A 12,123-nucleotide genomic window follows, 5' to 3' on the forward strand; every position below is an offset into this window, starting at 1 on the left:
AACGAAGGCGCGGGCTCTTCGCTCCGATCGAACGTCAAGACGTGGGAGGGCCACCTCGACGTCCCGCCAGTGACCGACGATCGATCCTGCAAGGCCGCAAGGCCGCAAGGCCGCAAGGCCGCAAGGCCGCAAGGCCGCAAGGCCGCAAGGCCGCAAGGCCGCAAGGCCGCAAGGCCGCAAGGCCGCAAGGCCGCAAGGCCGCAAGGCCGCAAGGCCGCAAGGCCGCAAGGCCGCAAGGCCGCAAGGCCGCCAATTCGGGGAGAAGCCATTAGTCCCTGACGGGGCAATCGCCTGTCGCCGCCGACACCTTCGGGATCATGACTAAAACCTAGCCGAACAGCCGGACGCTGTCAACACGTTTTACACGAAATTTCGAAAAATAAGAGTATAAAATGCAATCGACCACGTCATCATCACGATATTTCAAAGCACTATCGCCCATATGCGCAATCGACCATCCGTTCACTCGAAGGTCGGATCTTCTCCCGGCCAGTCGACGATGTGATCCTCCAGTGCGTTTTCGGGGATATCCTCCTCCGATATCACCCGTCGACGGATCGAAACTCCGGCCAGATGCACCGTATCCGGATCGCCGGAGACCAGCGGATGCCACCAGTAGAGCTCGCGCCCCTGTGCGAGCAGCCGATAGGCGCAGGTCGGCGGCAGCCACGTGTAGGTCTGGCCGACGACCTCCTCGACATCGAGCTTCACACAGTCCGGTACATAGTCGTGGCGGTCGGGATAGGACTTGCAGCGGCAGCTGACATGGTCGAGCAGCTTGCAGGCGACGTTGGTCCAGTAGATGTCGCCGGTCTCCTCCTCCTCGAGCTTGTTGAGGCAGCAGCGACCGCAGCCGTCGCAGAGCGCCTCCCACTCCGCATCGGTCATCTCGTCGAGCCGCTTCGTCTTCCAGAATGCTGCCTCGCCCAATGCCGTCTCCCGTCCCTCGCCCGATCGCGCGTCATTCATCGCCGAAAGCGCGTCTTCTCGCACCTCCGGAACCGGCGAGAAAGCCCCGGATCCGGATTTTGATCCGCATGCGTCCGATCACGATCCCGGCCGAATGGCGCGACGCTCTCGACCGAGGCGCGCGGCTTGCTTAAACTCTTCGTTAAGCGAGACAGCCGTGCCGACCCGGCACCGGGCTGTCCCAGAACGGATCGCACCGCTTGAAGAACCCGCCCGAGCCGTCCCCGAACGGCACGCCCGACGAGCCCCGGCACGATGCCGCGGGCGCCGCGCCCGATCCCGCGAAGCCGAAGAAGCTCAAGCTCTTCGGCCTGATCGAGATCGACGCCTGGATCGACAACGCGGTCTGGCGCGCCGGCACGGGCACCCTGTCGGCCTACGAGCGGCTGTCGATCTTCATGCGCCGGTTCCGCCTGTCGGGCTGGAAGAAGCTCGTCGTCGAACTCCTCGACGACGCCGCGACTTTCGGCACGCTCGGCACGATCCTGATGCTGGCGCTGGCCCTGCCGGCGTTCCAGGAGACGCGCAAGGACTGGCGCCGCGACGTCGACTATGCGGTGACCTTCCTCGACCGCAACGGCAACGAGATCGGCCGGCGCGGCATCCTGCTCAATGATTCGGTGCCGCTCGCCGAATTCCCCGATCATCTGATCAAGGCGGTGATGGCGACCGAGGATCGCCGCTTCTTCGATCATTTCGGCATCGACGTGATCGGCACGATGCGCGCCGTCGTCGCCAACATGCGGCGCAAGACGGTCGTTCAGGGCGGTTCGTCACTGACCCAGCAGCTCGCCAAGAACCTGTTCCTGACCAACGAGCGCTCGATCGAGCGCAAGATCAAGGAGGCGTTCCTGGCGCTCTGGCTCGAAGCCAATCTGTCGAAGCGCGAGATCCTGAAGCTCTATCTCGACCGCGCCTACATGGGCGGCGGCACGTTCGGCGTCGCGGCGGCGAGCGAATTCTATTTCGGCAAGTCGGTGCGCGACATCAACCTCGCCGAGGCCGCGATGCTGGCCGGCCTGTTCAAGGCGCCGACCAAATACGCCCCGCATGCCAACCTGCCGGCGGCGCGGGCGCGCGCCAACGACGTGCTGTCGAACCTGGTCGCGGCCGGGTTCATGACCGAGGGCCAGGTGCTCGGCGCGCGGCGGCATCCGGCGAAGCCCATCGACCGCAAGCGCGACTACACGCCGGACTATTATCTCGACTACGCCTTCGGCGAGATCGAGAACCTCGCGCCGAAGGATCATACGCTCGTCGTCAAGACGACGCTCGACACCGGCATCCAGAAGAAGGCCGAGGAATCGGTCGAGGCGGCGCTGCGGCAGTACGGCGAGGAATACGACATCTCGCAGGCGGCTTCGGTGATCATAGAGCCGGACGGCGCGGTGCGCGCGATGGTCGGCGGCCGCGAATATGGCGCGAGCCAGTTCAACCGCGCCACCGACGCGCTGCGCCAGCCCGGCTCGTCGTTCAAACCTTACGTCTATCTGACCGCGCTGCTCGCCGGCCGAACGCCGAACTCGCTCATCACCGACCAGCCGTTCTGCATCGGCAACTGGTGCCCGAAGAACTATGGCGGCGGCTACTACGGCCGCGTGACGCTGTCGGAGGCGATCGCACGATCGCTCAATTCCGTGCCGGTGCAGCTCGCCCAGCAGATCGGCCGCGAGAAGGTCGCGGCCCTCGCCCGTTCGTTCGGCCTGCCGATCCCGGAGAAGCCGGAATGGCCCTTCGTGATCGGCGCGACGGAAGTGCATGTGATCGATCAGGCGGCCGGCTTCGCCGTGTTCGCCAACGGCGGCTACAAGGTCGAGCCCTATGCGATCGACCAGATCACGACCACCTCGGGCAAGCTCATCTACGACCATCGCCGCGATGCGCCGGCGCCGAAGCGGATCGTGCCGGCGGAGAAGATCGCCGAGCTCAACAGCATGCTGAACCATGCCGTCGAGGCCGGCACGGGCCAGCGCGCCAAGCTCGACGGCATTCCCGCCGGCGGCAAGACCGGCACGACGCAGTCCTCGCGCGACGCCTGGTTCTGCGGCTTCACCGGCAATTATGTCGGCGTGGTATGGGTCGGCAACGACGACTATCACCCGATGAACCGCGTCACCGGCGGCATGGTGCCGGCGCCGATCTGGCACGAGGTGATGGCCTATGCCCATCAGAACGTCGACCTGAAGCAGGCGATCGGCTTCCCCGCGCCGCGCGGCAAGGACGGCGGCGCGCTCGTCGCCGCCAACACGCCGAAGGGCAAGGCCGCCGCCGAGGCCGCCAAGGCGGCGGCCGCGGCCGTCGCCCCGCCGGAGGCCGAGCGGCCGCATCAGCTGTCGTCGAAGGCGGTCGGCGTGCTCTCCGACATCGAGACGACCATGCGCAGCGCCCCGCCGCTCAAGGCCCAGCAGACCAGCGCGGTGACGCCGGCCGGAGCCACGGGCTCGATCAGGCCGGTCACTCCCGCGACCTCGGCCTTACGGGTCGTCGCGGGCGAGCGGCCGGCCGGGCGTGGGCTGGTGGAGATGCGCTGAGGTGTCGCTGGTCGGGCCCGCGGCTTCTTGCGCCGGCGCGCTCCAGAGCGACGCACCGACGAAGGCTACCGACCGCCCTGAACGACAGAACGAAATTCGATTCAATCGGAAGCCTTTTCGCTCTAAGTTCGGCGCGGCCGCCGGCCCGACCGCGAATCCGGGCGCGCGGCTACGCGCTGTCTGGTCGGGCGTCTCCAACGTCCGAGCCCGATTCCAGAGCCTTCGTTGCCGAGCCTTGCGGCGCCCGAGACCCGACCCGTGCGACTAGTTCTCTTCCTCCTCTTCGCGATTGCGGTCGCCGTCGGCACCGGCCTTGGATCGGCGTGGGTTCTCGTCGGCGAGGAGCGGCCGTTCGGGGCGGTCAAAGTGGGCGAGTGGGCGGCATGGCCGCTCGCCGGCAGCGCCGCCGACGCCGACCCCTATGCGCGCGCCTGGGCGGCGCGCACCGGCGAGATCCCGCTCGGCGCCGGCGAGGGCATGGCCTTCACGGCGACACGCGATTCGGTCGGCCGGCCACTCGTCGGCACCTGCGACTACGAGCTCTCCGGCGAGACCGCCGCCGCGCGGCTCTGGACCTTGACCGTGCTCGACAAGACCGGCGATCTCGCACCCAATCCCGCCGGCCGCACCGGCTTTCACAGCCGCGAACTGCTGCGTGCCCCCGACGGTCGCTTCGAGATCAAGCTGTCGCCCTTCGCCCGCGCCGGCAACTGGATGCCGACCCCGGCAGCCGGGCCGCTACAGGTCGTGCTCCGACTCTACGACACGCCGCTGGCGCTCTCCAGCGGCACCGGCGGGCTGGTGATGCCCCGGATCGTGCGGGGAACCTGCCGATGATCCGCTTCGTGCTCTATCTCCTCGGCGGCCTGGCGCTCGGCGGCATCATCCATGTCGTCACCGTGCTCGGCGTGCCGCATTTCGCCGAACGCGACGCCTGGGCGCGCGTCGCGGCCTTCGGACCGGACGGCCGGTTCAACGCGATCCCGCGCGTCGCGCCGGGCGTGAAGCCGCTGCCGGGCATCGATCCGGCGATGGCCCACGCGGTCTGCCGGTTCTCGCTCGCCAAGGCGCCGGTGCGCATCAAGGCCGAGCTGCCGGACAATTACTGGTCGATCGCGCTCTATGATCGCGCCGGACTAGTGGTCTACAGCCTCAACGACCGTGCAGCGGAGCAGAAGCCGATCGACGTGCTGATCGCCACCGCCGAGCAGATCGCCCAGCTGCGCGAGAACCCGCCCGAGGACTTCGAGAACATCGTCATCGTCGATTGGCCCGATCGCGACGGCTTCGCCATGCTGAAGGCCTTCGTGCCGACGCCTTCGCTGCGGCCGGAGATCGAGGCCGCGCTCGGCACGGCGAGCTGCCAGGCGGCGCCGATCGCGCCTTGATCCGCGCGTGGCTGGAAGCGGCAGGCTCGGCGATCCGGCGCCGCTACTTCTGCGGCACCTTCTCCTGGATGCCGGCGCCGGTCGAATAGCGCGAGTGCCGCTCCGGCGGTCCGCCGCGATTGGCAAAGGCGGCGCCGGAGGCGAGCTCGGCTTCGGCGATCGCGGCCTGCAGGTCGCCCCAGGCCGAATTGATCTCGTAGAGCCGCTCGGTCGGCGTCTCGATCTGCATGCGATCGATCGCGATCCGATAGGCCTTCACCCGGAAGCGCATGGCGCGCCAGACCCAGTCGACGACGCGCGCGTTCTCGTCGACGCGCGCGTAGGCGTCGTAGAGTTCGGTCGGGCTCAGGTCGCGGCGGGCGTTGAGGGCGGCGATGCGCTGGTCGTCGTCGGCCTTGACCTTGCGCACCTCGGCCCAGAACGGGCCGATCAGGCCCGTGTCGGCGCGAATGTCGGCGAGCAGCCGGTTCCAGCGCGCCTCGCTCGAGCGGAATTTGTCCTTGCGCAGGAAGTTGTAATAGCCGTTCGGATCGAAGCGCTGGTCGATCTCGGGCAGGATGCGCGTGCGCTGGCCCTCGGTCAGGCTGAGCCCGAACCAGTCGCGCGCGTGAGCGACCTGGACCAGCGCCCAGGCGCGATCGCGCAGAGTGACCTCGTTGTCGGTGCGATTGAAGCCGGAAACGAGTTCCTCGCGGCCGTTCTTGGCGACGATGTCGCCGACCGCCGGCAGCAGATTGTCGTGCAGGACCGACGGGGCCGCGCGATCGAAATCGCCGGTCGGGCGGCCGCAGGCGGTGAGCGCGAGCAGGACCAGGAGCGACGGGCCGGCGGCTTTCAACAGAGTTCTCCGATCGGGGCTCTCGAACCCCGTAATGCGGACAGGTGCGGCACGGCGCCATGGGCGCCGCCACCCCGCATGGGTAGCGGATTCGCGGTGCGCCGTCAGCCGCGGCGCACGTCGCGACGGCTCGGACCGCGGGATTGCAGTGGCACGGCGTCAGTAACGGGTCGGGTACGCACTCAGTTGCGGGTCGGGTACGCTCCCGGCCCGGCAGGCTCGAGGGCCGGTCGCCGCGCGGCGAGATCCAGCGTGTCGGGCGTGCGCTCGATGCGAACGCCATCGAAGAGGAGCACGCGACCGCATTCATCCTGGCGCGGGCGCTTGGTGCTCGGATCGCGCCTCTCGGCGCTGAAGGGGACGACGACACCCATCGGTTCACCTCGCGAACCCTCGAAGATCCGTCCGTCCGGGGCCCTCCCCTCGCCTTCTGGCGACGGGAATCGGACCCGAAAATGCGCTTCAGACCGGAGTCGTCTGACAGCATTGTCATGACGCGGCACAGGGGGTTAACGACGCGTTAAAGTTTGTCCCCGATGCTCGGTTCCGTGAGACAGCGTTGCGCCGATGCGCCATCCGGTGCGATCGCCCGCCTTTTTTGCGAGGATCCATGGCCGAGACCGCAGCAGAGCGAGCCGCCGCCCACGCGCAGACGCGCGAGGACGACGCCGCGTCGTCGCTGATGCGCTCGATCAGCGAACTGTTCGTCGCCGCGCGCGAGCATACCGCCCAGGACCTCGCCCTGTTCGAGGATCTGGCGCTCGGACTCTATGGCACCGCCCCGGCCGCCGACCGCGCCTACGCGGCGCGGCTCCTGGCCGGCTGCGCCGATCTGCCGAAGCCGATCGCGCGGCTGATCGTCAACGACGACATCCATATCGCCGGTCCTTTCGTCGCCACGTCCCAGGCGCTCGATGCCGCCGACCTGATGGCGATCCTCGGCCGGTTCGACCGCGATCTGGCGATGGCGGTCGCCGAGCGACCGTCGCTGCCGGCGACAGTCGCGCGCGCGCTCGGCGCGCTCAGCATCACGCCCGCCCCGGCGAGCGAGCCGGCAGCGCCGGAGCCCGTCACGATCGACGTCGCTCCAATGCCGACCCTGCCGGCGATCCGGGCCCGCGACGAGATCGTCGAAGAGGTCGCGCGCGAGCCGGTGGTCGCTTCCGAGGCCTCCGAGCCTGCTCCAGTTCCTGTCCAGAACACTCCGGCGGCGGAAGCCCGGCCGCGCGGGGATCTCGCCAGCTTCCTGGCCCTCGATTCCGATGCCCGCCACCGCTACATGCTCAGCGTCGAGCGTGAGGTCGCCGTCGGCGGCCGCGAGCCGCGCCGGAGCAACGACGGCGCTGCAGTCGGCGACCGGCTGTTCGCCGCGATGGCCGGCAGCGGGCGCAAGGCGCTCGCCGATGCGCTCGTGCTCGAACTGGCGCTCGACCAGCGCACCGCCACCGCCATCATCGACGACCGCGCCGGCGAGCCGCTGACGCTGGCGCTCGCCGCGCTCGAGGTGCCGGAAAAGCAGGCGACCAGCTTGTTCATCCTGGCCTTCGGCCTGTCGGCATCGCTGTGGCAGATCCGCAGCCTGATCTCGCTCCTGATCGGCGTCGACCGCCGCGCCGCCGCGCAGATCATCGCCGGCTGGCGCAACCGGCCGGCGCCCGAGCCGCGCCGCGCCGCCGATACGCCGCCGCGCGACCGGTCGCTCGACGACGCCATCGCGCGCGTATCGCTGCACATGGACGGAGCGCGGGTGTTCGGCACCAAGCGGGCCTGACACCGCCGGATCCGGCAAACCCAGCGGCCTGTTTGTCTCGCTGCCTATTTCGGCTCGAGCGGCGACGGCTCCGGATCGAGGAAATGCCGGCCGTGCCGATCCTCGATCTCGACGACCCACAGGTCCGGATCGAACCGCGCCTCGCGCCCGATCGCCTCGTCGACCTCGAATTCCGGCGCGCCGAGCATGCGCGTCTCGAAGCGCCGCTCCGCGGCCGAACCGCCTTCATCGAACAGGCTCTGCGGCGCCGGGCCGTAGAGATCGGCCGTGCGATCGAGCCGGGCGACCTTGACGAAGACCGCGCCAGCCTCCTCCGCGCCCTTGCGGGCGATCGCGGCCATGGCGCCTTGCGCGAAGGCCTGCCGGACCAGCGCCGCGGCGAAGATGGCCGACTTCAGACGCATCGCGAGGATCCCGTTCCGATTGGAGGTGGCTTGGCCGCAGCCGGCCGAGGCCGCACCGGCGCGGGCCGAGCCCTGCTCTAGCGCGTCACGGCGGTGACGAGAAGGTCGAGGATCAGCCGATCCGAGATCTGGCCGGTCGCCGGCCAGCCGTGCGCGACCTCGTAGCGGCGGATCTGTTCCTTGGTACGCGCGTCCATGCGGCCATCGGCCTTGAGCGGCCCATAGCCCGTGGCGATCAGCGCGCGCTGGATCTTCTGCACGCGATCGTCGCCGTCGGCGGCCAGCGGCTCCGACGGCGGCTTGATGCTGCCGGTGGTCGCCGGCGCAGGAGCCGGAGCCTGCGCTGCCGGCTTGGTCGCCGCCGCCTGGGAATGAGCGACGGCCGGAGGATGAGCAGCCGCTTGTCCGGGCGCGCGGGCCACCGGCTGGGCAGCCTGGGGCACGCCCCCGCGGACTGGGCCGCAATCTGCTGGACCGGCTGACCCGGCGCGCCGTCGGCCTCCGATCCGCTCGCGCCTTGCGTGCCGGGCGCGAGCGCCGATTGCCGGGTTCGTGCCGCGAGCGCCTTCAGCGCCGCGAGCAGGCGTTCGCTCGGTTCGCCGGTCGGCACCAGTCCGACCTGCTTTTCGAAGGCGCGAATCGCATCCTGGGTCGCCGGGCCGGCGATGCCGTCGACGGCGCCCTGATAGAGCCCGCTATCCTTGAGCGCCTGCTGCAGGTTCTGCACCAGCGCGATCTCGGCCGGGTTCGGCTTCGGGCGCGGCAGGGTCTGCGCCTCGCCGCTGGCCGGATCGGCGGACCGGCTGGCGGCCGAGGCGCGCGCGGCCTCGGCGACGCGATCCCGCGTGGCGAAGAACGGCGACGGATGCTTGGAGGCCTGATTGGCGAAGGCGTTGGCGACGATGATGACCAGCATCACGGTCGAGACCAGCGCCCCGCCGCTCGCCGCCGGATTGCGCAGCGCCCAATGGGCGAGCCGGAGCGGCAGGCCGCCGGCTTTCTGTGCGGATTTCGCGCGGGCCCGTTCGGCGCCGCGGTCGTTGCCCCGGTCGCGGCTGTCGTCGATGGCGGCATCGCGCGCGCGGGCGCGGGAGGCCGCCGCCGACGCGCCGCGCCTCGGCGCCTCGTCGGGATAGCGGACCCTGCTCATGCGCGCTTCTGCCGGACTTCGACGCCCTCCACCGGCGGCGTCAGACGCACGACGGTGCCGTCGGCCGCCGCCTTGGCACCGGCGATCGGCAGGCGCACGGTCACGCAGGTGCCCTCGCCGACGCGGCTCTCGATCGACATGCTCCCGCCGTGCAGGGCCGCGAGGCCCTTCACCACCGACAAGCCGAGGCCGGCGCCTTCATGGCGGCGATCGTAGCCCGAATCGGCCTGGACGAAGGGCGTGCCGAGGCGGCGGATATCAGCTTCGCGGATGCCGATCCCGGTATCGCGCACGAAAAACGCGACCATCTCGTCCTCACGACGCGCGCCGAGCATGACGCTGCCGCCGCGATCGGTGAACTTCAGCGCGTTGGACAGGAGGTTGATCAGGATCTGCTTGCAGGCACGGCGATCGGCGACGATCTCCGGCAGGCCGGCGCCGGTCTGGCTCGCAAGCTTCAGACCGCGCTCGATCGCCTGATGGCTCATCATCTGCCGGGTGCTCTCGACCAGAGCCGCCGCATCGAACGGCTCGGGCACGACGTCGAAGGCACCGGATTCGATCTTCGACATGTCGAGGATGTCGTTGACGACCTGCAGCAGATGCGTACCGGATTCGTGGATCAGCCGGACATACTCGCCCTGCCGCTCGTTGGCGAGCGGCCCGAAGGTCTCGGCCGTCAGCATCTCCGAGAACCCGATGATGGCGTTGAGCGGCGTGCGCAGTTCGTGGCTGACGCTCGCGAGGAAGCGGGTCTTGGCCCGCGACGCGAGCTCGGCCTGTTCGCGCGCCTGCAGGATCTCGGCTTCCTGCTGCTTGCGCTCGGTGACGTCGCGGGTCACGCACACGACCTTGGCGCCTTCGCAGATCGGATCGCGCTCGCCGAGCGGGCGGCAGCGCATCTCCAGCCACAGATGCCGGCCATGCGGCGAGGCGGCGCTGTCGACGCGCACGCGGAACTCGACCGCGCTCGCGACGCCGCGCACGACGGCATCGGAGATCGCGGTCAGATAGGCCGGGCGATCGGCGACATGGATGCGGTGGAACAGGCCCTCGCCGAGCGCGGCCGAGACCGGCATGCCGAGCACGCGCTCGACCGCGGCGGTCGCGAACAGTACGTCGCCGTTGGCGGCGTGGCTGGTGACAATGTCGCCGATGTTCTCGGCGACCAGCCGGAAATGCACCCGCGGCTGCGCGTCGCCGCCGTCGAGGCGCGATGGATCGCCTCGATGCGGAGCGCGAGCAGGCCGGTATAGAAGATCGCCACCACGGGGATGAAGTTCGCCAGCGCGTCGGCACGCTCGGGCGACAACTTCGAGGCCGGCATCAAGCCGGCGTGGCTCATCGCCAGCACACCGAGGGCAGCGGCGAGCGCCATGACCAGCGCCATGCCGACGAGCCGGCGCTGGCCGGAGATCGCGGCCTCGAGCGGCAACACCGCGAGGCCCATGAGCAGATAGGACGAGCGGCCGCCGGTGAAGGTCGCGAGCCAGACGATCAGCGCGCAGGTCGACAAGGCCGAAAGAACATGGCCCGTCTCCAGCCGGCCGGTGTGCGAGACATAGAGCGCGATCGGCGCGGGCGCGGCGAGCGCGATCAGCGCCACGGCCTCGACCAGGCCGGTGCCGCCGGCGACGAGCAGATAGAGCGGCATGAGACCGAGCGCGATCAGCCCGCCCGCGAGGCTCACCGCGATGAACGCGCGGTGACGCGGCGCCTCCAACGGGTCGCCGGCGACGGAGGCATGCACCAGGCCGTCGACGTATCGACGCAGGACGGCCAGGACGCCGAGGCTGGACACAACACTCAACTGACGAACTCGCGGCACGACACTCGGACGCCGGTTTCACCGGCCCGAGAACTTTTGCACGGCGGGCTTAAGGAACGGCTAAACGGCACGCGCGGCCGTCGGCGCGACGACTTCGATTCGACCGCGGCGCGCATCCGAAACTCGTAAAAAAATCATCAATCAAGACGTTCGGAATTGAAACGAATTCGCGGGAGCGCTTGAACCCGACTTTCAATCGCCTGCGCTAAGGTGCCCATGGTGTTCGAAGACCTCGGCCGGCACGAGCGATGCCGGCGCGGTCCAGATGGGGCGGACGATGTTCTTTCTCCTGCGCCTGGCCTTCTTTCTCGGGTTGGTGATCCTGCTGGTTCCGGCGGATCAGACCGAGGTCAAGACCGGCGGACGGCTGATCTCCTCGACCGACATGATCGTCGCGGCCAGTCAGGCGCTCGACGATGCCAAGGGCTTCTGCGAGCGTCAGCCGGCGGCCTGCGAGGTCGGCCATGCCTTCGGCGACACCTATTCCGCCAAGGCGCGCACCGCCGCGCGCATGATCTACGATTATCTCGACCCGACCGCCGGCCCGCGCACCACCGGCACCGTTTTCCGCGGCCGCAATGGCCTGCCGTTCCCGCCGCCGGCGAAGCCGCCGGTGCCGCGAGAGACCGACGGCCACGCCACCTGAACGGCGCTTTCCGATCTTTCGGTATCCATAGGCGCGGGTTCCCAATCCGGCCGCCCCGGCCTATATGCGGGTGACGACATCATCCGGGCGGATCCTCCCTTGAGCGCCATCGACGACATCATCGCCGACTTCGAAGTCATCGACGACTGGGAGGAGCGGTATCGCTACGTGATCGAGCTCGGCCGCACGCTCGTACCGTTGCCCGAGGCCGCCCACAACGACGACAACAAGGTGCGCGGCTGCGCCAGCCAGGTCTGGCTGGAGACGCATGTCGATGCCGGTCCGCCGCCGCGGCTGAGTTTTCGCGGCGATTCCGACGCCCATATCGTCAAGGGCCTGGTCGCGATCGTCATCGCGATCTTCTCCGGCCGGACGGCCGAGGAGATCCTCGCACTCGACCCGGAAGCGCTGTTCGCCTCGCTCGGCCTGCGCGAGCACCTGACGCCCCAACGCTCCAACGGCGTCAACTCGATGGTCGAACGCATCCGCCGCGATGCCCGCGCTGCGCTGGCCGCGGCCTGACGCGCCGTTTCCGGCGCGCCAGCCCCCTCCGCACCCGAACTCGCCCGATCCGGCCGGAGCCCGGTCACGCGCCCGG

General features: G+C 69.4%; 13 protein-coding genes. 6 read left to right on the top strand and 7 right to left on the bottom strand.

Annotated elements, in window-relative coordinates; translation table 11 throughout:
- Nucleotides 1-462: 462 nt before the first annotated feature.
- Complete coding sequence (locus ABS361_12285) at nucleotides 463-930, bottom strand: YcgN family cysteine cluster protein (protein XBY42892.1); 468 nt, start codon at nucleotides 928-930, stop codon at nucleotides 463-465.
- Between the two features lie 350 nt (nucleotides 931-1,280).
- Between ABS361_12285 and ABS361_12290 the strand changes: the two genes are divergently transcribed.
- From ABS361_12290 to ABS361_12300, 3 genes are all read left to right on the top strand, one after another.
- Nucleotides 1,281-3,500 carry a penicillin-binding protein 1A gene (locus ABS361_12290; protein XBY46888.1) on the top strand — a complete coding sequence of 740 codons (2,220 nt, stop codon included), beginning with the start codon at nucleotides 1,281-1,283 and terminating at the stop codon, nucleotides 3,498-3,500.
- A 258-nt stretch (nucleotides 3,501-3,758) separates the two neighbouring features.
- Nucleotides 3,759-4,337 (top strand): DUF1214 domain-containing protein, encoded by a 579-nt coding sequence (locus ABS361_12295; GenBank protein ID XBY42893.1) that lies wholly within the window; start codon nucleotides 3,759-3,761, stop codon nucleotides 4,335-4,337.
- Entirely contained in the window at nucleotides 4,334-4,888 is a 555-nt protein-coding gene (locus ABS361_12300; GenBank protein ID XBY42894.1) for a hypothetical protein, read from the top strand. The genes ABS361_12295 and ABS361_12300 overlap by 4 nt, the downstream gene beginning before the upstream one ends.
- Nucleotides 4,889-4,931: 43 nt before the next feature.
- On the opposite strand, the gene ABS361_12305 is transcribed toward ABS361_12300, so the two are convergent.
- Together ABS361_12305 and ABS361_12310 are read right to left on the bottom strand one after the other, a co-directional pair.
- On the bottom strand, nucleotides 4,932-5,726 hold the full coding sequence (locus ABS361_12305) for a hypothetical protein (protein ID XBY42895.1): 795 nt from the start codon (nucleotides 5,724-5,726) through the stop codon (nucleotides 4,932-4,934).
- A 182-nt stretch (nucleotides 5,727-5,908) separates the two neighbouring features.
- The gene (locus ABS361_12310) at nucleotides 5,909-6,100 is read right to left on the bottom strand and encodes a hypothetical protein (GenBank protein XBY42896.1); all 192 of its coding nucleotides are present in this window, start codon (nucleotides 6,098-6,100) and stop codon (nucleotides 5,909-5,911) included.
- Nucleotides 6,101-6,336: 236 nt separating this feature from the next.
- On the opposite strand from ABS361_12310, the gene ABS361_12315 reads away from it, so the two are divergent.
- Entirely contained in the window at nucleotides 6,337-7,497 is a 1,161-nt protein-coding gene (locus ABS361_12315; protein ID XBY42897.1) for a hypothetical protein, read from the top strand.
- Nucleotides 7,498-7,541: 44 nt separating this feature from the next.
- Here the strand turns inward: ABS361_12315 and ABS361_12320 are convergent, their stop codons facing one another.
- From ABS361_12320 to ABS361_12335, 4 genes are all read right to left on the bottom strand, one after another.
- Nucleotides 7,542-7,901: a DUF1491 family protein gene (locus tag ABS361_12320; protein ID XBY42898.1), complete on the bottom strand. Its 360-nt coding sequence runs from the start codon at nucleotides 7,899-7,901 to the stop codon at nucleotides 7,542-7,544.
- Between the two features lie 77 nt (nucleotides 7,902-7,978).
- Nucleotides 7,979-8,161 (bottom strand): peptidoglycan-binding domain-containing protein, encoded by a 183-nt coding sequence (locus ABS361_12325; GenBank protein XBY42899.1) that lies wholly within the window; start codon nucleotides 8,159-8,161, stop codon nucleotides 7,979-7,981.
- Complete coding sequence (locus ABS361_12330; GenBank protein ID XBY42900.1) at nucleotides 8,137-9,051, bottom strand: peptidoglycan-binding domain-containing protein; 915 nt, start codon at nucleotides 9,049-9,051, stop codon at nucleotides 8,137-8,139. Before ABS361_12330 ends, ABS361_12325 begins: the two co-directional genes overlap by 25 nt.
- Nucleotides 9,048-10,235, bottom strand: a complete 1,188-nt coding sequence (locus tag ABS361_12335; GenBank protein XBY42901.1) for an ATP-binding protein — start codon at nucleotides 10,233-10,235, stop codon at nucleotides 9,048-9,050. The genes ABS361_12330 and ABS361_12335 overlap by 4 nt, the downstream gene beginning before the upstream one ends.
- A gap of 921 nt (nucleotides 10,236-11,156) precedes the next feature.
- On the opposite strand from ABS361_12335, the gene ABS361_12340 reads away from it, so the two are divergent.
- Nucleotides 11,157-11,525, top strand: a complete 369-nt coding sequence (locus tag ABS361_12340) for a DUF5330 domain-containing protein (GenBank protein ID XBY42902.1) — start codon at nucleotides 11,157-11,159, stop codon at nucleotides 11,523-11,525.
- A gap of 99 nt (nucleotides 11,526-11,624) precedes the next feature.
- The gene (locus ABS361_12345) at nucleotides 11,625-12,047 is read left to right on the top strand and encodes a SufE family protein (GenBank protein ID XBY42903.1); all 423 of its coding nucleotides are present in this window, start codon (nucleotides 11,625-11,627) and stop codon (nucleotides 12,045-12,047) included.
- Nucleotides 12,048-12,123 lie beyond the last annotated feature (76 nt).

This window comes from Ancalomicrobiaceae bacterium S20 (assembly GCA_040269895.1).
GTDB classification, from domain to species: domain Bacteria; phylum Pseudomonadota; class Alphaproteobacteria; order Rhizobiales; family Ancalomicrobiaceae; genus Methyloraptor; species Methyloraptor flagellatus.

Excerpts from the sequence above, each read along its gene's own strand:
- ABS361_12300 (XBY42894.1), top strand. The coding sequence starts at position 4,334 with ATGATCCGCTTCGTGCTCTATCTCCTCGGCGGCCTGGCGCTCGGCGGC.
- ABS361_12310 (XBY42896.1), bottom strand. The coding sequence starts at position 6,100 with ATGGGTGTCGTCGTCCCCTTCAGCGCCGAGAGGCGCGATCCGAGCACC.
- ABS361_12315 (XBY42897.1), top strand. The coding sequence starts at position 6,337 with ATGGCCGAGACCGCAGCAGAGCGAGCCGCCGCCCACGCGCAGACGCGC.
- ABS361_12320 (XBY42898.1), bottom strand. The coding sequence starts at position 7,901 with ATGCGTCTGAAGTCGGCCATCTTCGCCGCGGCGCTGGTCCGGCAGGCC.
- ABS361_12330 (XBY42900.1), bottom strand. The coding sequence starts at position 9,051 with ATGAGCAGGGTCCGCTATCCCGACGAGGCGCCGAGGCGCGGCGCGTCG.
- ABS361_12340 (XBY42902.1), top strand. The coding sequence starts at position 11,157 with ATGTTCTTTCTCCTGCGCCTGGCCTTCTTTCTCGGGTTGGTGATCCTG.